Below are 22,374 nucleotides of genomic sequence, written 5' to 3' on the forward strand. Positions count from 1 at the left end.
CGGAGCCATCCGCAGGCCGGCGGGGAAGCCACGGCCGGACAAGGCCGGGCCCGCGTCCCGCCCGGTGGCCGGGCACGCCGTCGAGCCGGTGCCGGCCAAGGCCTTCTCCGGGCGCATGCTGGCCCTGGCCGTGGTCCTGATCACCATCACCGTGCTGCTGGCGCCGTCGGTGCGGGTTTTTATCGAGCAACGCTCGGCCATCTCGAAGCTGCGGGACGAAATCGCCCTCGAACAGGCCGAACAGGACAAGCTGAAGAAGGAGATCGCCCGCTGGGATGATCCGGAGTACATCAAACAGCAGGCGCGCGATCGCATATTCTATGTAATGCCGGGCGAGACGCGGTACATGGTCACCGGTGCCGAGGGGCTCAGCGAGTCCAAGGAACACTCCTCCAAATCAGCCCCGGCGGACCTGCCCTGGGTTGACGCGCTGTGGGACTCCGTCAAACGCTCGGCAACGGACAAGCCCGCGGCCAAATAGGGATTGGGACGCTCCCCGATTGGGATGTTCCCGCCGTGTCGCAGACGCGCCGCGGCGGGGCCTCGCATCCCACTCTGCACCTGCGGCAGCGCGGGGGACCGCACACGGGCCGGATCCGCCGGCCGCACAGCTAGGAAGGACCGCACCATGGACATTACCCGGCGCACACCCACGCCCCGGGACCTGGACACCCTCAGCCGCCAGCTGGGCCGCCCCGTGCGGGACGTGGTGGAAATCGGTGCCCGCTGCGTCTGCGGCAACCCGCTGGTCGCCACCACCGCGCCCCGTCTGGGCAACGGAATCCCGTTTCCCACCACGTTCTACCTGACCCACCCGGTGATTACCTCCGCCGTGTCCCGGCTGGAGGCGGCAGGTGTCATGACCGAGATGACCGAGCGGCTGTCCCGGGATCCGGACCTGGCTGCGGCCTACCGGCGGGCCCACGAGGCCTACCTGCAGGCCCGCGACGAGGTCGGCGCCCGGGCCGGCACCGGGGAGGTGCCCGAGATCGCCGGGGTGTCTGCCGGCGGGATGCCCGGCCGGGTCAAGTGCCTGCACGTGCTCGTGGGCCATGCGCTGGCCGCCGGCCCGGGGGTGAACCCGCTGGGGGACGAGGCGCTGGAGCGCATCGCCGAGTGGTGGACCCGGGACCGCTGCTACTGCGCGGGCGCCTGGGATGCGCAGGGCGAGGCGCCGTCGCAGGACCTGAGCCGGCACACCAAAACGCAGGGGCTGAGCCGGGCCGAGCTCGAGGCCAAACGGGCCGCCCGGCAGGCCGGGAACCAGCCCGGCAGCAATGCACATCCGATGAGTGAAGGGGACGCCCGGTGACGCGTGTAGGTGCCATCGACTGCGGGACGAATTCGATCCGCCTGCTGATTGCCGACGCCGGCGGCGCGGGCCTGACCGACGTCGTACGCCTGATGAAGGTGGTCCGGCTGGGCCAGGGCGTGGACGCCACCGGCGTGCTGGCCGAGGACGCGCTGGAGCGCACCTTCGCGGCGGCGGAGGAGTATGCGCGGCTGCTGCGCGGCCACGGCGCCGAACACCTGCGCTTCGTCGCCACCTCCGCCACCCGGGATGCGGCCAACCGGCAGGTGTTCGTGGACGGCATCCGCTCCCGTCTCGGCGTCGAACCCGAGGTCATCAGCGGCGACGAGGAAGCCGCGCTGTCCTTCACCGGCGCCGCCAGCGTGCTCGCCCCGCGGCCGGGACAGCGGATCCTGGTGGTGGACCTGGGCGGCGGCAGCACCGAATTTGTGCTTGGCACCGCCGACGGCGTCCAGGCCGCGCGGAGCGTGGACATGGGCTGCGTGCGCTTCACCGAACGCCACCTGAAGCAGGACCCGCCGTCGGCCGCCGAAATCGCGGCGGCCGAAGCGGACATCAACGCCTATCTGGACGAGGTCCTGGCCGAGGTGCCGCTGGATCGCGCGGACCGCCTGGTGGGCGTGGCCGGGTCGGTCACCACCATCACCGCCCATGCCCTCGACCTGGACGAATACCGGCCGGAGATCATTCACGGCACCGACCTGGACGGCGCCCGCATCGCCGCCGCCTGCACCTCGCTGCTCACCATGAGCCGCCGCCAGCGGGCCGCGCTGCCCTACATGCATCCCGGCCGCGTGGACGTGATCGGGGCCGGGGCGCTCATCTGGCGGACCGTCAATGCCCGCATCACGGAACTGACCGGCGGCCGCGTGGACGGGGCGACCACCAGCGAGCACGATATTCTGGATGGCATTGCCCTGAGCGCGGCACAAACCGCCTGCCGCTGAGCCACGGCCACCGCAGGCAGATGAGGAGAGTGACGATGCCCAGCAGCCCCCGTCGGCCGGGCCCGATCCGGACGGTACGCGCGGCGGCCGTAGCCTGCACGGCGGTGCTGTCCCTGGTCACGGGCCTGGTGTTGGCCCCGGCAGCGGCCGCGGATGCGGTGCGGGACAAGGAATACTGGCTCGACGCCTACGGCATCCGCGAAGCTTGGAAATCCAGCAAGGGCCAGGGCGTCAAGGTCGCCATCATCGACAGCGGGGTGGACGGCAGCCATCCGGACCTGCGCGGCGCGGTGGTCGGCGGTACCGACATTTCCGGTGCCGGCAGGCCCGACGGGCAGACCGGCATCGGGCAGACCCCCGAGCACGGCACCCTGGTCGCGACCCTGCTGGCCGGGCGCGGCCACGAACCGGAGGATAAGGAAGGCGAGGACAAACCCGGTGACGACGCCGAGGCCAGGCCCGACGGCGTCGTCGGGGTGGCACCGGAAGCCGACCTGCTGGCCGTCTCCACCTGGCTGGGTTCGGAGAACCCTGCCGGCATTGGCGTAGACGAACAGATCCCCGCGGCCGTGCGCTGGGCCGTGGACCATGGCGCGAAAGTCATCAACATGTCCCTGACCAGCTCCACCACCTCGTGGCCGCAGAGCTGGGACAGCGCGTTCCTGTATGCCGAGCAGCAGGACGTGGTGATCGTCGCCGCCGCGGGCAACCGCGCCGGCGGCACCTTCCAGTCCGGCGCCCCGGCCACCATTCCCGGCGTGCTCACGGTCGCCGGCCTGGACCGGAACGGCAATGCCAGCCAGGACGCTTCGTCGCAGAGCATCGTGATCGGCGTGGCCGCCCCTGCCGAGGACCTGGTGGGCGGGCTGCCCGGCGGACTCTATGCGGACTGGTCCGGCACCTCGGGAGCGGCACCGCTGGTTTCCGGCGTCGCCGCGCTGATCCGCGCCAGGTACCCGCAGATGAGCGCCGCCCAGGTGATCAACCGGATCATTTCGACCTCCCGGGACGCCGGAGCAGCCGGCCACGATCCGATCTACGGCTTCGGCATCCTGGACGCCAACGCGGCGCTGAACGCCGAGGTTCCCGAGGTGGCCGCGAACCCGCTGGGCACCATCGCCCAGTGGATCACGGTGCACCGTCGCGGCCAGCCGGCCCCGGCGCAGCCCACCGCCCCCGCCACCCATTCGACGCGTCCGGCCATTCCGGAGCCGACCACACCCGTCGCCGTCGCACCGCGGCTGGAGGGCGGCCTGCTCCCGGCCGTGGTGGTGGTCGGCTTCAGCGTGCTCATCCTGCTGGTCCTGGGGCTGGGGGTGCAGCAGACGCTGCGGGCCAGGAAGTCGGTCACGCGTGCGGCGGCAGCGCAGGAACCGGCCCGGAACCCGGGGGGCAAGGAGCAGCCCGGCAGGCCCTGAGACCGGCAGGGGCGGCGGGAAACGGCTCCTTCCGGCAGCTCGTGAAAATTTTCACAAAAGCCGCTATAGTGGTGTGCATGGCACCTACCCCTGCGCTCTCTGACCGTCCCCGGATCCTCGTTGTCGGCGGCGGCTATGTCGGCCTTTATGTGGCCCTGAAACTCCAGAAGAAGGTCAAGGCCCGCGGCGGCATCGTCACCCTGGTGGACCCGCTGCCCTACATGACCTACCAGCCGTTCCTGCCCGAGGTGGCGGCCGGCTCCATCGAGTCCCGCCACGCGGTGGTTTCGCACCGGATGCACCTGAAGCAGACCGAGGTCATCACCGGCTCGGTCACCGCCATCGACCACAACAGGCGCACCGCGACCGTGGAATCCGCCGACGGGATCTCGTTCGAGCTGCCCTACCAGGACGTGGTCATCGCCGCCGGCGCGGTGACCCGCACCTTCCCGATCCCGGGCCTGGCCGAGACCGGCATCGGCCTGAAGACCATCGAGGAGGCCCTGGAGCTGCGCAACACCGTGCTCGAGCGCATCGAGGCCGGCTCCGTGCTGCCCGAGGGCAGCCCCGAGCGCGCCCGCGCGCTGACCTTCGTCTGCGTCGGCGGCGGCTTCGCCGGCATCGAGGCGATGACCGAGATCGAGGACATGGCCCGCAAGGCCGTCGAGCACAACCCGCGGCTGAAGCGCTCGGACCTGCGCTTTGTCCTGGTCGAGGCCATGGGCCGGATCATGCCCGAGGTCACCGAGTCCCAGGCCGAGTGGGTGGTCGCGCACATGCGCAGCCGCGGCATCGAGGTGCTGCTGAATACCTCCCTGGCCTCGGCGGTGGACGGGAAGCTGGAGCTGATCAACATGCCGGACAAGACCCCGGCGCAGTCCTTCGAGGCGGACACCCTGCTGTGGACCGCCGGCGTGCAGGCCAACCCGGTGGTGCGCCGCTTCGGCTTCAACCTGGATCCGCGCGGGCGCGTGACGGCCAATGCCAAACTGCAGATCGTCGACGAGACCGGCGCCCCGGTCGAGGGTGCCTGGACCGCCGGCGACGTCGCGGCGGTGCCGGACCTGACCGGCGGCGGGGTGGGCGGGTACTGCGTGCCCAACGCCCAGCACGCGGTGCGCCAGGCCAAGCACCTGGCCAGGAACATCCTGGCCGCCCGTTACGGCGCCGGCCAGGTCACCGAGTACCGGCACAAGAACCTCGGCGCCGTGGCCGGCTTCGGCCTGAACAAGGGCGTGGCCAAGGTCATGGGCATCAAGCTCAAGGGCCCGCTGGCCTGGCTGGCCCACCGCGGCTACCACGGCTTCGCCATGCCCACGGTCGAGCGCAAGATCCGCGTCATGGCCGACTGGGCTCTCAACGCCGTCCTGGGCCGCGACACCACCGAGATCAGCGACCTGGAAACCCCGTACCGCGCCTTCCGCACCGCTGCCGCCCCGGCCCCCAAACCGGCGGCGGACAAGGAAGCGGAGAAGGCCGAGAGCAAGTAGGCCTTCGGCCGGCAGGCATGCCATGACGACGGCGGGGAGGTTCCGTTTGCGGAACCTCCCCGCCGTCGTGTGGTCCGGCTCCTGGCCTGCCCTCCTGCCGATGTGTCCGGCCGGACATGCTGCCGCTAAACTGCCCCGATGGAATTGAGGACGGAGCAGCCCGGGGACCGGCCGGCGATCCTGCGCCTGGCCCGCAGCGCCTTCGGCACCGACGGCGGCGCCGATCCGCCGGAGCTGGCGTTGCTGGCGGCGCTGTTCGAGTGCAGGGAATGCATCCCTGAGCTGTCCCTCGTCGCCGTGGACGGACCGGACGTCATCGGCTACTGCATCAGCACCAGGGGCTGGATCGGCCACGAGCCTGCGCTCGGCCTCGGCCCCCTCGCGGTGCTGCCGGAACGCCGGCGTCAGGGGATCGGGGCGGCCCTGCTGGCCGAAACCCGCCGGCGTGCGTCCTTGTTGGGGGAACGGGTAATCCTCCTGCTCGGCCATACCGGCTACTATCCGCGGTTTGGTTACCGCCCGGCCGCCGACCTGGGCATCCAGGCCCCCGATCCGGGCTGGGGCGATCATTTCATGGCGTTGCCGCTGGCCGACGACGTCCCCGCGGGGTCCTTCTGCTACGCCGCCCCGTTCAACAGCCTCTAGCAGGTATTTCATTGGTTCCTGAGGGTTCGGGTCCGGGCGGCCGGGCCGGCCGCAACCCCGGTCCACCTGCCCGTGCACGCCTGGCCTACCAGGACCGCTGCAGCTGAACAGGCCCGGACAGGCAGCCGCGGCCCGACCCCGGCGGACTAACGAGGACGAACTGGCGAAAATGACCACCAACGGGTATCGAGTAGGCTTGTCAGTGACCTACCGGTCCGGCCCCAGTAGCCCAATGGCAGAGGCAGGAGACTTAAAATCTTCCAAGTGTGGGTTCGAGTCCCACCTGGGGTACCGTCTTCTCCGCGGATCCGCTGCGTCCGGCCCCGCGGGCTGCGGGACTGCCCCGGTTGCAGCAGGGCAGCGTTCCGGCGGTCCCGCGGAGGCCGGTTATGGCAACGGTTAAGCAGCGGCGGACCTGCGCAAACAGGCGGGCAAGAGCGTTACAAGGATGTAACCCAAACGTCTTATTTTTCTCCTGATTATGCACTAGGTTCATTTTTACGGTACGCGGCCCGCTCCGCCGGGAGCGGGGCCCGGCGTCGGCTGACCTTTGGATCAGAGGAGAAGACCTTATGACTGCAACTCGGAATGCAGTGCCCTCCGCCGGGAGCGGCAGCCTCGCCCGGACGGGCCGGCTCGCCGCGCTGGGGCTGGGGGTAGCGCTCTTCGCATCCGCCTGCGGAGGCGGGGCAACCGCTCCCTCCAACGGCGGGACCACGGGTGCGGGAGCGGCTTCGGGCCTGTCCTGTCCGAGCACGGGCTCCGGCGCCCAGGCCACCGAACACCCCACCGGGAACCCGGCGAAGGTGCCGGCATCCAAGGGCTCCACCGACAAGCCGCTGAAGCTGGGGACGCTGCTGCCAACCACCGGAACGCTGGCCTACCTGGGCCCGCCCGAAATCGCCGCCGTCAACCTGGCCGTCAAGGACATCAACGCCGCCGGCGGCGTCCTCGGCAAGGATATCTCCGTTGTCCACCGCGACTCCGGCGATACCACCACCGACATCGCCACCCAGTCCGTGGACGAGATGCTCGGACAGGGGGTGAGCGCCATCATCGGTGCCGCGTCTTCGAGCGTGTCCATGAACGTGATCGACAAGATCACCAGGGCCGGCGTGCTCCAAATCTCCCCGGCCAATACCTCGCCGGCCTTCTCCACCTACGACGACAACGGCCTGTACTTCCGCACCGCTCCTTCCGATGTGCTCCAGGGCCGCACCTTGGGCAGCTACATGATCTCCTGCGGCGCCCAGACCCTGGGCATGATCGTGCTGAACGATCCCTACGGCACGGGCCTGCAGAAGAACGTCAAGGAAGCCTTCACCCAGGCGGGCGGCCAGGTCGTGGCCGAGGAGATGTTCAACACCGGCGACTCCCAGTTCGGTTCGCAGGTGGACTCGGTGGTGGCGGCGAAGCCGGATGCCATTGCCCTGATCACCTTCGAGGAGGTCAAGAGCATTGCGCCGCTGCTGCTGGCCAAGGGCATCAAGCCGGAGCAGCTCTTCCTCGTGGACGGCAACACCGCCGACCTGAGCAAGGACCTGGACAAGGGAACGATGGAAGGCGCCCAGGGCACCATCCCGGGCACCTTCGCCAAGACCGATTTCCGCAAGCGGCTGGCCACCGTCGACAGCAAGCTGAAGGACTACGCATACGCCGGCGAAGCCTACGATGCGACCACCCTGGTGGCCCTGGCCGCAGAGGCGGCGGGCAGCACGGACGGCAAGGAGATAGCCAAGCAGATGCAGGCGGTCTCCGAAGACGGCGACAAGTGCTACGACTTCGCCGCCTGCGTGACCCTGCTCCGCGAGGGCAAGGACATCGACTACGACGGCATCTCCGGCCCCATCAGCTTCGACAAGAACGGGGATCCGACCGAGGCGTACGTCGGCATCTACAAGTACGATGCCGCGAACGTCCCCAAGCCGGTCCGCGAGGAGTTCGGCAAGCTCTAAGACTTTCCTCCGGTCACTCGCACTGACCCAGCAGGCCTCCGCCATCCGGCGGGGGCCTGCTGCGTTAAACCCGTTAAACCCGCGGCCGGGAAGCCGGCGCTCCTCAGGCGGTGTCTCAGGCGGTGTCGGCCAGGGTGCCCAGGTACAGGCCGATTACCTTGGGGTCGTTCAGCAGTTCGCGCCCGGTGCCGGTGTAAGCGTCCCGGCCCTGGTCCAGGACGTAGCCGCGGTCGCAGATCTGCAGGCAGCGCCGGGCGTTTTGTTCCACCATGATCACCGAGACCCCGGCCCGGTTGATCTCGTGGACCCGCAGGAAGGTCTCGTCCTGCCGCACCGGGGACAGGCCGGCCGAGGGCTCGTCCAGCAGCAGTACCGCCGGATCCATCATCAGCGCCCGGCCCATGGCCACCATCTGCCGCTCACCGCCGGAGAGCGAACCGGCCCGCTGCAGCCGGCGCCTGCCCAGTTCGGGGAACAGGCCGGTGACGAAGTCGTAGCGTTCCTTGAAGCCCTTGGGCCGCTGGAACATGCCCATCTGCAGGTTTTCTTCGATGGTCAGCGTCGAAAAGACGTTGTTGGTCTGCGGCACGAAGCCGAGGCCGCGGGAGACCAGCTTGTTGGCCTTCAGCCCGGTCAGGTCCTGGCCGCGCACCACCACGGAGCCGGAATGGACCTTCACCAGGCCGAACATGGCCTTCAGCAGGGTCGACTTGCCGGCGCCGTTGGGGCCGATGATGCCGATCAGCTCGCCCTTGCGGGCCTCGATGCTGCAGCCGTTGAGGATATTGACCCCCGGCAGGTAGCCGGCCACCAGGTCCGTGACCTTGACGACGGCGTCGGTTCCGGCCGCTGCCTGCGCTGCGGTGCCGGTGGCTGCTGTGCTCATCCCCGTTCCCTCCTGCCGCCGTCTTCACGGCCGTCATACTCTGCTACATGCTGTCCGATGATGCCTTCGTCCTCGGTGCCAACCACTGACTTCCGGTCATGGGCCAGCTCCTCCTCCAGGGCCTGCAGGCCCTGCATGTCCCCGAGGTCCACGTCGTGGTGGGCGCCCAGGTAGGCGTCGATCACCGCGGGGTCCTTCATGACGACGGCGGGCGGGCCCTCGGCGACGATCCTGCCTTCGGCCATCACCACCACCCAGTCTGCGATGTGCCGCACCACCTGCATGTCGTGTTCCACGAACAGCACGGTCATGCCCTCGGCCTTGAGGTTCTTGACATGGTCGAGCAGGGACTGGGTCAGGGCCGGATTAACCCCGGCCATCGGCTCGTCCAGCATGACCAGCTTGGGCTGCGCCATCAGGGACCGGGCCATCTCCAGCAGTTTGCGCTGACCGCCCGAGAGCGAGGCCGCATAGTCATCGCGCTTGGCATCCAGCTTGAACTTCTGCAGCAGCACCTCCGCCTGGGCGGTGATCTCCTGCTCCCGTCCGCCCCAGAGATTCTTGAACAGCGCCTTGGAGAGCCGCTCGCCGGGCTGGTTGGCCGCGCCCAGGCGCATGTTCTCCATGACCGTGAGCTTGCCCATCACCTTGGTGAGCTGGAACGTCCGGATCATGCCCATCCGGGCCACCTTGTAGGCCGAGACCCCGGCCAGCGAATGGCCGTCGAAGGTCCATTCGCCGCTGTTGGGCTGGTCGAAGCCGGTGAGCAGGTTGAAGAAGGTGGTCTTGCCGGCACCGTTGGGCCCAATCAGGGCGGTGATCTTGTGCCGGGGAATCTCCAGGTAGTCTACGTCCACGGCGTTGATGCCGCCGAAGCGGCGGGTGACATGCCGGGCCACCACGATCGGATCCCGCTTCTTGCAGCCAGGCCCTGCCTCGCCCACGGCGATCGGGCGGGTATCCGCCATGTAGTCGGCCGTCTCCGGAGCGCGTGTTCCGTCGGTCATGTGAATGCCAGCTCCTTCTTGTTGCCCAGCACGCCTTGGGGCCTGAAGATCATCAGCAGCATCAGCGCGATGCCGACCATGATGTAGCGCAGCTGGCCGGCCTGCGTGGTGGTGATGAAGGTGACAAAGCCTGCCTCGATCGCCCCGTAGAGCAGGCCCTGGGTCAGCGAGAGGACCACCCAGAAGGTCATCGCGCCGAGCACGGGGCCCAGGACGGTGGCCATCCCGCCAAGCAGCAGGCAGGTCCACAGGAAGAAGGTTAGCTCGGTGCCGTAATTGGCCGGCTGGACCGAACTGCGCGGCAAGGTGAACAGGATCCCGGCCAGGGTGCCCAGGACGCCGCCGATAACCAGGGCCTGCATCTTGTAGGAGTAGACGTTCTTGCCCAGGGACCTCACGGCGTTCTCGTCCTCCCGGATGCCCTTGAGCACCCGGCCCCAGGGGCTGCGCATCAGCAGCCAGACCAGGACGCAGCACAGGGCCACCAGCGTCCACCCTGCCACCCGCACCCAGAGGTCCCGCTCGTTCAGGGTCGCGAAGCCCAGGTTGTACCTGCCCTGGGGGAACGGGTTCAGCGCGTAGAAGCCCTTGGTGAAGCCGTTGAGGCCTCCGGCCGAACCGGTGACGGCCGTGAGCCGGTTCGTGGTCACCACGTACCGGGCGATTTCGGCGGCGGCAATGGTGACGATGGCCAGGTAGTCGGCCCGCAGCCGCAGCGTGGGGATGCCCAGCAGGAACGCGAAGATGACCGAACACGCCAGCGCCGCCAGTACGGCCACCCAGAACGGGGCGTTGAAGGTGAGGGTGGAGATGGCGAACCCGTAGGCGCCCATGGCCATGAAGCCGGCCTGGCCGAAGTTCAGCAGCCCGGTATAGCCGAAGTGCACGGCCAGGCCCAGCGCGGCCAGCGCGTACGCCGCGGTGGTCGGGCTGACGATCTCGCCCAGGGCCCCGTTGAGAATATTCAGAAAGTTCATTGCCCTTCCCTCCTAGCCCACGCGCTCGCGCCGGCCCAGGATGCCCTGGGGCCGGAAGAGCAGGACGACGATCATGATCAGCAGGGCCCCGACGAATTTCAGGTCCGCCTCGAGCCAGATGGTCGACACCTCGACGAAGATGCCCACGATCACGGAGCCGACCAGGGCGCCGAAGACGGTACCCAGGCCGCCCAGGGTCACCCCGGCGAAGATCAGCAGCAGGATCTGCTGGCCCATGTTGAAGGAAACGCCCGGCCGGTAGTATGCCCAGAGGATGCCGCCAAGGGCCGCGAGCAGTCCGCCCACCGTCCAGACAATGCGGATGACGTTGTCCACGTCGATGCCCGAGGCGGAGGCCAGCGCGGGGTTGTCGGCGACGGCGCGGGTGGCCTTGCCCAGCCGGGTGCGCAGCAGCAGGAAGCCGAGCAGGCCGATCACCACGGCGCTGATCAGCAGGGACAGCAGGGTGTTCTGCGAGATCGAGACGGGTCCCAGGGAAATTTGCGGGCCCTGCGCGCCGGGCAGCTGCTGGGTGGCCCCGCCGAAGAAGAGCTGGATGACGTAGCGGGCCGCCAGGGCCAGGCCAATGCTGACGATCATCATGGGAATGAGTCCGGAACCGCGCTGGCGCAGCGGCCGCCACAGCCCGGCGTCCTGCAGGTAGCCGGAGAGGCCGCCGCCGATGATGGCCAGGATGGCTGCCAGCCAGACCGGCAGGCCCATGCCGCTGAGGAGGAACATGAGCACCGCACCGAGGGTGACCATCTCGCCGTGGGCGAAGTTCGTCAGGCCGGTGGTGCCGAAGATCAGCGACAGTCCCACCGAGGCCAGCGCCAGCAGCAGGCCGAAGCTCAACCCCGCGATCAGCCGCTCGGCCAGCTGTTCGCCGAAGTTTGCTCCCTGGACCACGATGCCTTTGCCCAGCGGAAAGATGGCCCCGGCATTGGAAGTGTTGACAAAGGTCACGGTTCGCGGGTTTTGTGCACCTTCGGCCAGGGCCACGCCCTCAGGCAGCGTGCTCTCATCGAGTTCAACCTGGTAGGTGCCCTGCACGGGCACGCGGATGGTCCATGCCCCGGTGGGTGAGGTGACGGCCTCGCCCCTGAAGCCTTCGCCCGTGGCCCGGATGGTGACCCCGGGAACCGGCTGGCCGGCGTTGCGCAGCACCCCGCTGATGGTGTTGGGGAACTCGGCCGGCGAGGTGGGGGCCGGGCGGGGGGAGGACGTTGCCGGCGCAAGGGCGTGGGCAGCCGGTGCGGCAAAGAGCGCTGCGGCAAAGAGCGCGATGAGCGCTGCGAGCAGCCCGGATGACCGGGCGAGCTTCGGCATGGATCTCAAGTTGTCAACCTCCACAGGGTGGGGTGGCTGCCGGGGTCCCGGCAGAACTGATCCGCCTGTGATCTTAGTCACCGGCATGCGGATCATGTTACCTGTGGATCATGTTCGCCATGTTGCGAAATAGGCCCTTTAGATCGCGATCGCGTAACACCTCTGAAGGTTTTATTGAGAATAGGTCAAGCGCCCCGGCGGCAGCCGGGCCGGGACCGCCCTCCTGCGGGGCCGGAGGTCAAAGGTACAGCCCGGTGCCGTCGTCGGAGGACTCGGGCTGGGCCACCGCATGGATGTCGCGTTCACGCAGCAGGATGTAGTCCTTGGCATTGACTTCGACTTCGGCCCGGTCCTCGGGATCGAAGAGGACGCGGTCGCCCACGCCGACCTGCCGCACATTCGGCCCGGCGGCCACGACGTTGGCCCAAACCAGCCGCTTGCCCATGACCGCGGTGGCCGGAATGACGATGCCCGAGGCCGAGCGGCGTTCGCTGGCATCCTTGTCGGGCGCCACCAGGATGCGGTCGTGGAGCATCCGCAGGGGCAGCTTCTGGGCGGCGGAATCATGGTTCGGACTGGGGGAGCGGCTCTCGGTCACCCCAGTATTCTAGCCAGCGCGGCGCTTCCCCGGCCGGGCACCGCCGGGGAGGGCGCAGGAAGTTTGTCAAGGAACGGCAACGATTGGTGCTCCGGCGGAAAGTCCGGGAGAGAACCGGGCCGCCCGGTCGTTGGACTTGGTAGGGTTTGAACAGACCCTGGATCGGGGCGGGCCCCAATCCCCATGACGATTCCTGGATCCCCCAGATGGAGGACAACTTTAATGGCACTCGGTGGAAATCCGGTCTTCAACAATCCCAATGTGTTCCGCAAGGCGCCGCAGGGATCGGCGGCCGGTTCGGCGGTGCTCGCCGGGCAGTCGCAGCTGAGCAGCGAGCAGCTGCAGGATCTGTACAACCGCCCGTCCGCAGGTCCGGCGCAGACCGGGCGGATGACCTACGACGACGTGATCATGAAGACGCTGGCGTGCCTGGTGCTGGTCCTCGCCGGCGCCGTCGTCGGTTGGATGGTTCCGGCCCTGATGGTCCCCGGCATGGTCGTCGGGCTGGTCCTCGGACTGGTCAACTCCTTCAAGCGCGAGCCGTCCAAGGGCCTGATCCTGGCCTACTCGGCAGCCGAGGGCGTGTTCGTCGGCGCCCTGTCCATGGTGATCGACTCGAGGTACCCGGGCGTGGCTCCGCAGGCGGTGCTCGGCACCGTCTGCGTTTTCGCCGTGACGCTGGCGCTGTTCAAGAGCGGCAAGGTCCGGGCCACCCCGAAGGCGATGAAGTTCTTCCTGATCGCCATGCTCGGCTACCTGGTGTTTTCGCTGGTCAACCTCGGTCTGGTGATGTTCGGGGTGCTGGACAACCAGTGGGGCATGCGCGGCATGGACATCTCCATCATGGGCATCAGCATTCCGCTGGGCGTCCTGATCGGCCTGGTCGCCATCGGGCTGGCCGCCTTCTCGCTGATCATGGACTTCACCTCCATCGAGGAGGGCGTGCGGGCCGGCGTGGACGCCAGGTTTGCCTGGACCGCCGCCTTCGGCCTGACCGTCACGCTGGTCTGGCTGTACGTGGAGATCCTGCGCGTGCTGGCCATCCTGCGCGGCAACGACTGACGCCGTACCGGACAGGCAGCCCGTACGCCCTGGCCGCAAGGCCGGGGCGTACGTCGTTTACGTTTGGGGCAGGCTGCGACCGGGCTAGGCTGGTGCCCATGAGCCTTCAGCATCCGGCAACCGGCGAGCAGTTCGAGATTTCCCGCGGCGGCGCCCGCGCCGTCGTGACCGAACTGGCGGGCTGCCTGCGCCTGTACGAACGGGACGGCGTGCAGCTGACGGAGACCTTCGGGGACGCGGACATTCCGCCCGGTGCCGCCGGGATCCTGCTGGCTCCGTGGCCCAACCGCGTGGCTGACGGGCAGTGGACGCTCCACGGGCGCCGGCAGCAGCTGGACATCACCGAACCTGCCCGCGGGCATGCCAGCCATGGCCTGCTGCGTAACACCGGCTACCGGCCGGTGGAGCGTTCGGAATCCTCGATCGTGCTGCGCGCGGAGATCTTTCCGCAGCACGGCTACCCCTTCCGGCTCACCCACGAGGCCCGCTACAGCATTGACGGCGCGGGAGGACTGTCCGTCAGCCAAAGCCTGACCAACCATTCGGCCGAGGCGGCCCCGGCGGCCCTCGGCGCCCACCCCTACCTGCGGCTGGGCGATGTCGGGACGGACCGGCTCTCGCTGGCTGTCCCGGGTGCAACCTACCTGGCCGTGGACGAGCGGCTGATTCCCGTGCGGGCCGTGCCGGTTGAGGGGAGCATGGACCTGCGCGGCGGGACCGCCGTGGCGGGCCGTGCCCTGGATGCCGCCTACACGGACCTGGAACGCGACGCCGAGGGACGGGCCCGGTGCACGCTGACCGCCCCGGACGGGCGCAGCGTCAGCCTGTGGCAGGATGCGGCCTTCGGGTATGTGCATGTCTTCATTACGGACAGGTTCCCGGGGCGGGCCGTGGCTGTGGCCCTGGAGCCGATGACCGCGCCCGCCAATGCCTTCAACAGCGGGGACGGGCTGTGCTGGGTGGAGCCGGGCAGCAGCCTGTCCGGCAGCTGGGGGATCGCGGCGCAGCTGGCTCCGGTCGAAGGCTGAGCCGGCGTCCCGGCGGCCGGGACGGAGCCGTACTCCACCGTCGGCGCAGAGAGGACCGGATATGAAACTATTGGACGTATGAGCCGGCCTTCGCCAGAAATCCGTCCCGGTCCCGGAGGCATCCCCGGGGCCGTCCCTCATCATGCCCGGGAGGACGTGCCGTACGCGCTGCGGATTGCCGCCGCGTGGGCCTGGCGCGTGGGCCTGGTGGTGGTCGTGTCCGGCCTGCTGGTCTGGCTGCTCAGCTATGTCTCGCTGCTGATCATTCCGCTGATGGTCGCCGCCCTGCTCTCGGCGCTGCTGAGCCCGGTGGTGCGGTTCCTGAACAAGGCCAAGGTGCCCCGCGGGCTCGCCGTAGCCATCACCATCCTCGGGTTCCTCGGACTCATCGGCGGGGCGCTGTCTTTGGTGGGGCGGCAGCTGGTGGTCGGTTTCGGGGCCCTGTGGGACCAGGTGCTCCAGGGTGTGGTGCAGATCCAGACCTGGCTGACCGAAGGCCCGCTGCATCTGACCACGGCCCAGCTGAACGACTACATCACCGAGGGTCTGCGGCAGCTGCAGAACAACAGCAGCGCCATCTTTTCCAGCGCCATGACCGTCGGCTCCACCGCCGGCCACCTGCTGACCGGCATGCTGCTGACCATTTTCACCCTGATCTTCTTCCTGCTCGACGGCGGCAGGATCTGGGCGTTCCTGGTGCGCCTGCTCCCGCGCAAGGCAAGGATGGCCGCCGACGGCGCCGGGCGCCGCGGCTGGACCTCCATGGTGCAGTACATCCGGGTCCAGATGTTCGTCGCCTTCATCGACGCCCTCGGCATCGGCGCGGGTGCGGCCATCATCGGGGTGCCGCTGGCCCTGCCGCTGGGCGTGCTGGTCTTTTTGGGCTCCTTCATCCCCATCGTCGGTGCCCTGGTCACCGGTTTCATTGCCGTCCTGCTCGCCCTGGTGGCCAACGGCTGGATCAATGCGCTCATCATGCTGGCCATCGTGCTGGGCGTGCAGCAGCTGGAAGGACACGTGCTGCAGCCGCTGATCATGGGCAAGGCGGTGTCGCTGCATCCGCTGGCGGTGGTGCTCGCGGTGGCCGGAGGCTCCATGGTTGCCGGCATCCCGGGGGCCCTGTTCTCCGTTCCGGTGCTGGCGATGCTCAATGCCGCCGTCCGCTACATCGCGGCCCGCGCGTGGGAAGCGGACCCGGCGCTGCTGTCGCCGCGACCTGGCCGGACCGGGCCGCGGAACCGGGCGGCATCCGCAGCCGCCACACAACCCGACCCCGACACAACCTCCGCGCTCCGGCCGGCCGGCCCTGACGACGCCGCCGGAGCGCAGGAGAGGAGAGGAACCAACTCATGACTGCCTTGACCCAACTGCCGGTCACCCTCGATGACATTGTCCAGGCGCGCCAGCTGCTCGGGAGCGTGATCGAACAGACGCCCATCGAGCAGTCCCGGGCGTTGGGCCGCATGGTCGGTTCCGATGTGTTCTTCAAGTGCGAAAACCTGCAGCGTGCCGGATCGTTCAAGGTCCGGGGCGCGTATGTGCGCATGGCCCGGCTTACCGCCGAGGAGCGTGCCCGCGGCGTGGTCGCAGCCTCGGCCGGCAACCATGCCCAGGGCGTCGCGGTGGCGGCGGCACGGCTCGGGATCAAGGCCCGGATCTACATGCCGCTGGGAGTGGCCCTGCCGAAGCTGGCGGCCACCCGCGGCCACGGCGCCGAGGTGGTGCTGCACGGGCACAACGTGGACGAGGCCCTGGCCGAGGCGCAGCGCTATGCCCAGGAATCCGGGGCCGTCTTCGTCCACCCCTTCGACAACGCGGACATCATCGCCGGGCAGGGCACCATTGGCCTGGAGATCCTGGAACAGATCCCGGCCGTGGACACCATCGTGATGGGCGTCGGCGGCGGCGGGCTGCTGGCCGGCGTCGCCACCGCGGTCAAGGCGAAGGCCAGGGAACTGGGCCGGGAAATCAAGGTGATCGGCGTGCAGGCCGAGAACGCCGCCGCGTACCCGCCGTCCCTGGCTGCCGATGCGCTGGTGCCGCTGAAGAAGGTTTCCACCATGGCGGACGGCATCGCCGTCGGCCGGCCGGGCCAGCTGCCCTTCGCCATCATCCGCGAGCTGGTCGACGACGTGGTCACGGTCAGCGAGGATGCGCTGGCCCGGGCGCTGATCTTCCTGCTTGAACGCGCCAAGCTGGTGGTGGAGCCCGCCGGCGCCGTCGGCGTGGCCGCCCTGATGGAGGGCGTGATCGAGAATCCGGGCACCACGGCGGTGATCCTCTCCGGCGGCAACATCGACCCGATGCTTATGCTCAAGGTGATCCAGCGCGGCCTGTTCGCCTCCGGCCGGTTCATGTCGGTCCGCATGATGCTCGATGACCGTCCCGGCTCGCTGGCGCAGATCTCGCGGATCATCGCCGAGTCGGACGCCAACGTGACCCGGGTGGACCATACCCGGATCGGCGGATCGATCAGCATGGGGGACGTGGCGATCACCATTGACATCGAAACCAAGGGGCACGAGCACTGCGAGCTGGTGCTGCGCAATCTGCGTGCCGAGGGTTTCCAGCCCGTCGTGGTGCACTAGATGCCGGGCGCAGCGGTCACCCGGGATCCTGCCAAGGCCGGCCGGGCCCGGCGGGGCCTGCTGGTGCTCGTCGCTTTCACGGCCGTCCTGTGGGTCATCCAGCTGGCCAACCTGGCCACCGGCGGGATGATGAACTACCAGTTCGGCAATATTCCCCGCCGGCTGGAGGGGGCGGACGGGATCCTGTTCTCGCCCCTGCTGCACGCCGGATTCAACCACCTGGCCGGCAACAGCCTGCCGCTGATCGTGCTCGGCTTCCTGGTCTTCCTGGAGGGCGTGCGCCGGTTCGCCGCCGTGGTCGCCTCCAGCTGGCTGGTTTCCGGCGCGGGCGTCTGGCTCACCGGCACCGGACTGACCGTGGGGATTTCCGAGGTGGTGTTCGGCCTGCTGGCCTACCTGCTGGTGCGCGGGTTCTACAACCGCAGCTGGAGGCAGATCCTGCTGGCGCTGGTGATCTTCGCCTTCTACGGTTCCGTGCTCTGGGGAGTGCTTCCGACGGCGGGGCCAGGCGTCTCCTGGCAGGCCCACCTTTTCGGCGCCGCCGGGGGAGTGCTGGCGGCTGTCCTGCTGCGCCGGAAGCGGGCATAAAAGCAGGAAAGAGGGGCGGATCCCCGGGTCCGCCCCTCTTTCCTGCCCGCCGGCCCGGTGTCAGCCGGTGTACGGCTTGGCGGAAATGATCTCCACCGTGATTTCCTTGCCGTTGGGCGCGGTGTAGGTGGTGGAATCGCCTGCCTTCAGCCCGTGGATGGCCGCCCCCAGCGGCGACTTTTCGCTGTAGACATTGATGTCGGCATCGCCGGCCACCTCGCGGCTGCCCAGCAGGAAGGTCTCCGGATCACCGGCGATCTTTGCCTCGATGACCATGCCGGGTTCCACAACGCCGTCATCGGCCGGGGGTTCCCCGACGTGGGCGTTGCGCAGCAGTTCGGTGAGCTGGCGGATCCGTGCCTCGGCCTTGCCCTGTTCTTCCTTGGCGGCATGGTAGCCGCCGTTCTCCTTGAGGTCGCCTTCGGAACGGGCCTGCTCGATACGGGCAACAATCTCCGCCCGGCCGGGGCCGGAGAGATGATCCAGTTCAGCCTTCAGGCGGTCGTAAGACTCCTGAGTGAGCCAGGCGACGGGTGCGCTGGATGTGGACACGTACTTCTCCTTAGTTAATGCCGGAACCATTCCCCTGGCCCCGGCATGGTGGCTCTCCGCTTCTGGCGGCCGCCGGGTCCAGCCGCCGCCACAAGCAAAGACCCCGCCGTCCGGTGGATGACTCCTGGGAAATCCGTACGGTTCCCGGTTTCACCGGATGGGCGGGGCGGAACGTATTGGTTAAGTGTAGTCAGCCGCGGACGGTTTGCCCAATGGCGCCGACCGCTGCCGCGGTAACTTTCCGGGTCGGCGGGGTTACCCGGCCTTGACGATCCAGCAGGAATTCACGCCGCCGGAGACGCCCTCGGACTCAAGCCGGAGCTGGATCCGGTGGGCGGTGGTCCTGCCGCCGTCGGCACCCTCGTCGGTGGAATTGGGGCCGATGACGGCCATTTTCCAGCCCACGACCGCGTACTGCTCATTGAGGACCTGGACGGCACACTCGGCGGTGGCGCCCGGATCCTTGGTGACCTCGAAGTCCACCATCGCCTGCAGCGGCTCGGACAGGTGGAAGCCGACGTCCTTGGCCGAAACGGGCGGATTCCCGGACAGTGCCGCATAGACGGCGGCTGCCGCAACGGCCAGGGCCAGGGCCGCCCCCGCGAGGACTTTCCCGGTCTTGCCGCCCGGGCGCCGCTTTTGGGCGCCGTAACGATTGGCTACGCTTGTTCCGGAAGAAGTCTCGGCAGCGGTGGGTCCGGTGGTGCTCACGCTGTCTACTTTATCGCCTCAGGAAAACCCTAGGACCCAGGAGCGCCAGTTGATCATCCCCGCACCGTCACCTTCGGACCGAGAGGAAGCGAACGAGCCGGCGGAAGGCCTGCGCCTGCTGGCGGTGCACGCCCACCCGGACGATGAATCCAGCAAGGGCGCGGCGATGATGGCCAGCTACGCCGCGGCCGGGGTGGAGGTCATGGTGGTGACCTGCACCGGCGGCGAGCGCGGGGACATCCTCAACGCCGAAGTGGCCGGCGAGGCGCACGCGGACCGCGATCTGGCCGGCCTGCGCCGGCTGGAAATGGCCAACGCGGCCAAGGAACTGGGGATCCAGCACCGCTGGCTGGGCTTCGTGGACTCGGGGCTGCCCGAGGGGGACCCGCTGCCGCCGCTGCCGTTCGGCAGCTTCGCCACACTGCCGCTGGCGCAGGCGGCCGAGCCGCTGGTGAGGCTGGTCCGGGATTTCCGGCCGCAGGTGCTGATCAGCTACGACGAAAACGGCGGCTACCCGCACCCGGACCACATCATGGCCCACAAGATCGCGGTGGAGGCCTACCATGCCGCCGCCGATCCGGCGAAGTACCCCGAGGCCGGAGAGCCGTGGGCGACGTCGAAGCTCTACTACGACCGTGCCTTTAATCCGGAACGGTTCCGGGCCCTGCACTACGCACTGGAGGAGGCAGGGCTGAAGTCCCCGTACGCCGCCCGCATCGCCGCCTGGCTGGAGGCGGACGCGGAGGGGCACCAGCCGCCGATGCCGCTGCATCCGACGACGACCCAGATCGACTGCGGGGACTTTTTCGAGCACCGCGAGCGGGCGCTTTTGGCGCACCGCACCCAGATCGAGCCGGGCGGATTCTTCTTCGCCGTCTCGGCGGATCTGCAGCGCAAGGTGTGGCCGTGGGAAGACTACTCGCTGATTGACTCCCGGGTGCCGACCTCCCTGCCGGAAACGGACTTCTTCGCGGGCATACGATAGATACAGGTGGATACCGCCATCTTCCGGACCGGGCCTGGCACCTGCGGCCCGGGAGGACAGCCAGAAAGAGACTGACTTTTGCACCTGCTGCATGTACTCGCCACCGTGGCGCCGAATCCGGAGCCCACGCTGCGGCCCGGGCTTGACCCCAACCAGGTCACCCCAGGGCCGTGGGGTTTCTTCATCACGTTCGCACTGGCCGCGGTGCTGTTCCTGCTGATCCGGGATATGACCAAGCGGATCCGGCGGGTGCGCTACCGGGAACAGGTCGGCCAGCCCCGGAACGGAGAGGCGGACGGCACGGGCGCCGGCGGACCGGCCGGGGAACCCGCTGACGGGCCCGTCGGGCCGGAGCCCCCTGCCGGCCCCGGTACCGGCCGGCAGGGCGAGCAGGGCCGGGGGAGCTGAGCATGGCCGGCCGCCTGCGCAACGAGGCCTCGGCCTATCTGCGCCAGCATGCCGGAAACCCGGTGGACTGGTGGCCCTTCGGCGACCAGGCCTTTGAAGAGGCGCGCCGGCGCGACGTGCCTGTCTTTATTTCCGTCGGCTACGCCGCCTGCCACTGGTGCCATGTGATGGCCCGGGAATCCTTCGAGGACGAGGCCACCGCAGAGTACCTGAACGAACACTTCGTCAGCATCAAGGTGGACCGCGAGGAACGCCCGGATGTCGACGACGTCTACATGGCCGCCACCCAGGCGTTGACCGGACAGGGCGGCTGGCCGATGAGCGTTTTTGCGCTGCCGGACGGGCGCGCCTTCTATGCGGGCACGTACTACCCGCCGCGGCCCGTCCCGGGCAGGCCCTCCTTCCGGCAGGTGCTCGAAGCGGTCACGGACGCGTGGACCAACCGGCGGGAGGGAATCGAAGCCAACGCCGAAACCCTGGCCGTCGCGCTGGGCGAGGCCACCGAGGTCAACCGGGCGCTGGTGGGTCCGTTGCGCGGCATCGGTGACGCCGGTGCCCCCGAAGCTGCGGTGCGGCCCGCCCCCGGCGCCCGCGCGGAGGGGCCGGAGGACTTGCCGGAGTTGCTGGCCGGGGCCGTCCGCGTGCTGGCCCGCGAGGAGGACCGCAGGTTCGGCGGCTTCGGGGATGCACCCAAGTTCCCGCCCTCGTCCGTCCTGCAGTTCCTGCTGCGCCACGCCGCCGCAGGCGGGCAGGGGATGGAGGCCGAGCACGGGGAACCGGAGGATACCGCCGCGCTCGCCGCCGGGCTGGCGGTGCGCACCCTGAAGGCCATGGCCGGCTCCGCACTGTATGACCAGCTGGAGGGCGGGTTCGCCAGGTACTCCGTGAACCGGCAGTGGTCGCTGCCGCATTTCGAGAAGATGCTTTACGACAATGTCCAGCTGCTGCGCGCCTACGCCCAGTGGGCGGTCCAGGGCAGCGATTCCGGCGAGCGGGAGTTGGCGCGTTCGGTGGCGGACGCGACGGCGGACTGGATGCTGGACGGCCTGGGCCTGCCCGGTGGGGGACTGGCCTCGTCGCTGGACGCCGACACAGTGGTGGACGGGGAACACGTCGAGGGCGGCACCTATCTGTGGTCCGTAACGGAACTGCACCGGGTGCTGGGGCCGGAGGGCGGGGACGCGGACTGGGTGGCCTCGGTGATGGGCATCGGCCCGCATGGGACGGTGACCGAGGACGGCTCCCCGCTGCATCCGGGCAGGGTGCTGCACGCGGCCGAAACCGAGCGTTGGAACAGGCTGAAGCCGGTACTGCGGCAGGCGCGGCGGCAGCGGCCCCAACCGGGCCGCGATGACAAGGTGGTGGCCGGCTGGAACGGGCTGGCCGTCGCAGCGCTCGCGGAGGCTGCCGAGGTCCTGGACCGCCCGGAGCTGTTGGCGGCGGCCGAAGCGGCTGCCGAGTATCTGCTCCGCGTGCATCTGGACTCCTCCGGCCGGCTGGCCCGGGTCTCGCACGACGGCGCGGCCCGCGGCATCGAGGGGCTGCTGGAGGACTACGCAGGTGTTGCCGAAGGCCTGTTCACCCTCTACGGCGCCACCGGGGACGAACGCTGGTATGCCGCTGCCGAGCGTCTGCTGTTGCGCACCGAGGAGCGCTTCCTGTCCGACGGCACGCTGCTGGACGAGGCGGAGCAGCCGCAGCAGCTCTCCGCGGCGCGGGGCGAACGCCGCGCCGCGGACCCGCTCGAAAACGCCGCTCCCAGCGGCGCCAGCCTGTTCGCCGGAGCGCTGCTGACCTATGCGGCCTACAGCGGCTCCAGCCGGCACCGCGCGCTGGCCGAACGGCTGCTGGGCTACCTCGGCCGGGTGGCCCAGCGGCTGCCGCGGGT

General features: G+C 69.1%; 22 protein-coding genes and 1 tRNA gene. 16 read left to right on the plus strand and 7 right to left on the minus strand.

Features of this window, described 5'->3' with window-relative positions; genetic code table 11:
• The 8 genes from ACFQ36_RS09875 to ACFQ36_RS09910 form a co-directional block, all read left to right on the plus strand.
• Window positions 1-481: septum formation initiator family protein (locus tag ACFQ36_RS09875; protein WP_377013117.1), on the plus strand; the 481-nt coding region annotated here is incomplete at its 5' end.
• A gap of 147 nt (window positions 482-628) precedes the next feature.
• Complete coding sequence (locus ACFQ36_RS09880) at window positions 629-1,312, plus strand: DUF501 domain-containing protein (RefSeq protein WP_377013119.1); 684 nt, start codon at window positions 629-631, stop codon at window positions 1,310-1,312.
• Complete coding sequence (locus ACFQ36_RS09885) at window positions 1,309-2,259, plus strand: exopolyphosphatase (RefSeq protein WP_377013121.1); 951 nt, start codon at window positions 1,309-1,311, stop codon at window positions 2,257-2,259. Before ACFQ36_RS09880 ends, ACFQ36_RS09885 begins: the two co-directional genes overlap by 4 nt.
• Before the next feature lie 35 nt (window positions 2,260-2,294).
• Window positions 2,295-3,677: a S8 family serine peptidase gene (locus tag ACFQ36_RS09890; RefSeq protein ID WP_377013123.1), complete on the plus strand. Its 1,383-nt coding sequence runs from the start codon at window positions 2,295-2,297 to the stop codon at window positions 3,675-3,677.
• 77 nt (window positions 3,678-3,754) lie between these two features.
• A complete protein-coding gene (locus ACFQ36_RS09895) occupies window positions 3,755-5,167 on the plus strand; it encodes an NAD(P)/FAD-dependent oxidoreductase (RefSeq protein WP_377013125.1) in 1,413 nt (470 codons plus the stop codon).
• Window positions 5,168-5,305: 138 nt separating this feature from the next.
• The gene (locus ACFQ36_RS09900) at window positions 5,306-5,812 is read left to right on the plus strand and encodes a GNAT family N-acetyltransferase (RefSeq protein ID WP_377013127.1); all 507 of its coding nucleotides are present in this window, start codon (window positions 5,306-5,308) and stop codon (window positions 5,810-5,812) included.
• Window positions 5,813-6,030: 218 nt separating this feature from the next.
• Window positions 6,031-6,103 (plus strand) — tRNA-Leu (locus ACFQ36_RS09905).
• Window positions 6,104-6,384: 281 nt separating this feature from the next.
• Window positions 6,385-7,767, plus strand: a complete 1,383-nt coding sequence (locus ACFQ36_RS09910) for an ABC transporter substrate-binding protein (RefSeq protein WP_377013129.1) — start codon at window positions 6,385-6,387, stop codon at window positions 7,765-7,767.
• A 115-nt stretch (window positions 7,768-7,882) separates the two neighbouring features.
• Here the strand turns inward: ACFQ36_RS09910 and ACFQ36_RS09915 are convergent, their stop codons facing one another.
• The 5 genes from ACFQ36_RS09915 to ACFQ36_RS09935 form a co-directional block, all read right to left on the minus strand.
• The gene (locus ACFQ36_RS09915) at window positions 7,883-8,653 is read right to left on the minus strand and encodes an ABC transporter ATP-binding protein (RefSeq protein ID WP_377013131.1); all 771 of its coding nucleotides are present in this window, start codon (window positions 8,651-8,653) and stop codon (window positions 7,883-7,885) included.
• Window positions 8,650-9,660, minus strand: coding sequence for an ABC transporter ATP-binding protein (locus ACFQ36_RS09920; protein WP_377013133.1), 1,011 nt, complete (start codon window positions 9,658-9,660; stop codon window positions 8,650-8,652). Before ACFQ36_RS09920 ends, ACFQ36_RS09915 begins: the two co-directional genes overlap by 4 nt.
• Entirely contained in the window at window positions 9,657-10,637 is a 981-nt protein-coding gene (locus ACFQ36_RS09925; RefSeq protein WP_377013135.1) for a branched-chain amino acid ABC transporter permease, read from the minus strand. Before ACFQ36_RS09925 ends, ACFQ36_RS09920 begins: the two co-directional genes overlap by 4 nt.
• A gap of 12 nt (window positions 10,638-10,649) precedes the next feature.
• Complete coding sequence (locus tag ACFQ36_RS09930) at window positions 10,650-11,966, minus strand: branched-chain amino acid ABC transporter permease (RefSeq protein ID WP_377013154.1); 1,317 nt, start codon at window positions 11,964-11,966, stop codon at window positions 10,650-10,652.
• 238 nt (window positions 11,967-12,204) lie between these two features.
• Window positions 12,205-12,501: a GroES family chaperonin gene (locus ACFQ36_RS09935; RefSeq protein WP_377013156.1), complete on the minus strand. Its 297-nt coding sequence runs from the start codon at window positions 12,499-12,501 to the stop codon at window positions 12,205-12,207.
• 285 nt (window positions 12,502-12,786) lie between these two features.
• Between ACFQ36_RS09935 and ACFQ36_RS09940 the strand changes: the two genes are divergently transcribed.
• From ACFQ36_RS09940 to ACFQ36_RS09960, 5 genes are all read left to right on the plus strand, one after another.
• A complete protein-coding gene (locus tag ACFQ36_RS09940; RefSeq protein ID WP_377013137.1) occupies window positions 12,787-13,626 on the plus strand; it encodes a Bax inhibitor-1/YccA family protein in 840 nt (279 codons plus the stop codon).
• Between the two features lie 98 nt (window positions 13,627-13,724).
• The gene (locus ACFQ36_RS09945; RefSeq protein ID WP_377013139.1) at window positions 13,725-14,654 is read left to right on the plus strand and encodes an aldose 1-epimerase family protein; all 930 of its coding nucleotides are present in this window, start codon (window positions 13,725-13,727) and stop codon (window positions 14,652-14,654) included.
• 78 nt (window positions 14,655-14,732) lie between these two features.
• On the plus strand, window positions 14,733-16,007 hold the full coding sequence (locus ACFQ36_RS09950; protein WP_377013140.1) for an AI-2E family transporter: 1,275 nt from the start codon (window positions 14,733-14,735) through the stop codon (window positions 16,005-16,007).
• Entirely contained in the window at window positions 16,004-17,242 is a 1,239-nt protein-coding gene (ilvA, locus tag ACFQ36_RS09955; RefSeq protein ID WP_377013142.1) for a threonine ammonia-lyase, read from the plus strand. The genes ACFQ36_RS09950 and ilvA overlap by 4 nt, the downstream gene beginning before the upstream one ends.
• On the plus strand, window positions 17,243-17,830 hold the full coding sequence (locus ACFQ36_RS09960; RefSeq protein WP_377013144.1) for a rhomboid family intramembrane serine protease: 588 nt from the start codon (window positions 17,243-17,245) through the stop codon (window positions 17,828-17,830).
• Window positions 17,831-17,890: 60 nt separating this feature from the next.
• Here ACFQ36_RS09960 and greA read toward each other — a convergent pair whose 3' ends face one another.
• Together greA and ACFQ36_RS09970 are read right to left on the minus strand one after the other, a co-directional pair.
• Complete coding sequence (gene greA / locus ACFQ36_RS09965) at window positions 17,891-18,382, minus strand: transcription elongation factor GreA (RefSeq protein ID WP_377013146.1); 492 nt, start codon at window positions 18,380-18,382, stop codon at window positions 17,891-17,893.
• Window positions 18,383-18,637: 255 nt separating this feature from the next.
• Window positions 18,638-19,093, minus strand: coding sequence for a DUF4307 domain-containing protein (locus ACFQ36_RS09970; RefSeq protein ID WP_377013148.1), 456 nt, complete (start codon window positions 19,091-19,093; stop codon window positions 18,638-18,640).
• A 52-nt stretch (window positions 19,094-19,145) separates the two neighbouring features.
• Between ACFQ36_RS09970 and mca the strand changes: the two genes are divergently transcribed.
• The 3 genes from mca to ACFQ36_RS09985 all read left to right on the plus strand — a co-directional run.
• Window positions 19,146-20,078 (plus strand): mycothiol conjugate amidase Mca, encoded by a 933-nt coding sequence (gene mca / locus ACFQ36_RS09975; RefSeq protein ID WP_377013157.1) that lies wholly within the window; start codon window positions 19,146-19,148, stop codon window positions 20,076-20,078.
• 78 nt (window positions 20,079-20,156) lie between these two features.
• Entirely contained in the window at window positions 20,157-20,486 is a 330-nt protein-coding gene (locus tag ACFQ36_RS09980) for a hypothetical protein (RefSeq protein WP_377013150.1), read from the plus strand.
• 2 nt (window positions 20,487-20,488) lie between these two features.
• A partial coding sequence (locus ACFQ36_RS09985; RefSeq protein WP_377013152.1) for a thioredoxin domain-containing protein occupies window positions 20,489-22,374 on the plus strand: 1,886 nt, incomplete at its 3' end.

It is taken from the genome of Arthrobacter sp. GCM10027362, from assembly GCF_042679445.1.
Lineage (GTDB): Bacteria > Actinomycetota > Actinomycetes > Actinomycetales > Micrococcaceae > Crystallibacter.

Bases quoted from the DNA above. Each gene is read 5' to 3' on its own strand.
- ACFQ36_RS09880 (WP_377013119.1), top strand. From the start codon at position 629: ATGGACATTACCCGGCGCACACCCACGCCCCGGGACCTGGACACCCTC.
- ACFQ36_RS09890 (WP_377013123.1), top strand. From the start codon at position 2,295: ATGCCCAGCAGCCCCCGTCGGCCGGGCCCGATCCGGACGGTACGCGCG.
- ACFQ36_RS09895 (WP_377013125.1), top strand. From the start codon at position 3,755: ATGGCACCTACCCCTGCGCTCTCTGACCGTCCCCGGATCCTCGTTGTC.
- ACFQ36_RS09900 (WP_377013127.1), top strand. From the start codon at position 5,306: ATGGAATTGAGGACGGAGCAGCCCGGGGACCGGCCGGCGATCCTGCGC.
- ACFQ36_RS09910 (WP_377013129.1), top strand. From the start codon at position 6,385: ATGACTGCAACTCGGAATGCAGTGCCCTCCGCCGGGAGCGGCAGCCTC.
- ACFQ36_RS09915 (WP_377013131.1), bottom strand. From the start codon at position 8,653: ATGAGCACAGCAGCCACCGGCACCGCAGCGCAGGCAGCGGCCGGAACC.
- ACFQ36_RS09920 (WP_377013133.1), bottom strand. From the start codon at position 9,660: ATGACCGACGGAACACGCGCTCCGGAGACGGCCGACTACATGGCGGAT.
- ACFQ36_RS09925 (WP_377013135.1), bottom strand. From the start codon at position 10,637: ATGAACTTTCTGAATATTCTCAACGGGGCCCTGGGCGAGATCGTCAGC.
- ACFQ36_RS09930 (WP_377013154.1), bottom strand. From the start codon at position 11,966: ATGCCGAAGCTCGCCCGGTCATCCGGGCTGCTCGCAGCGCTCATCGCG.
- ACFQ36_RS09935 (WP_377013156.1), bottom strand. From the start codon at position 12,501: ATGCTCCACGACCGCATCCTGGTGGCGCCCGACAAGGATGCCAGCGAA.
- ACFQ36_RS09940 (WP_377013137.1), top strand. From the start codon at position 12,787: ATGGCACTCGGTGGAAATCCGGTCTTCAACAATCCCAATGTGTTCCGC.
- ACFQ36_RS09945 (WP_377013139.1), top strand. From the start codon at position 13,725: ATGAGCCTTCAGCATCCGGCAACCGGCGAGCAGTTCGAGATTTCCCGC.
- ACFQ36_RS09950 (WP_377013140.1), top strand. From the start codon at position 14,733: ATGAGCCGGCCTTCGCCAGAAATCCGTCCCGGTCCCGGAGGCATCCCC.
- ilvA (WP_377013142.1), top strand. From the start codon at position 16,004: ATGACTGCCTTGACCCAACTGCCGGTCACCCTCGATGACATTGTCCAG.
- ACFQ36_RS09960 (WP_377013144.1), top strand. From the start codon at position 17,243: ATGCCGGGCGCAGCGGTCACCCGGGATCCTGCCAAGGCCGGCCGGGCC.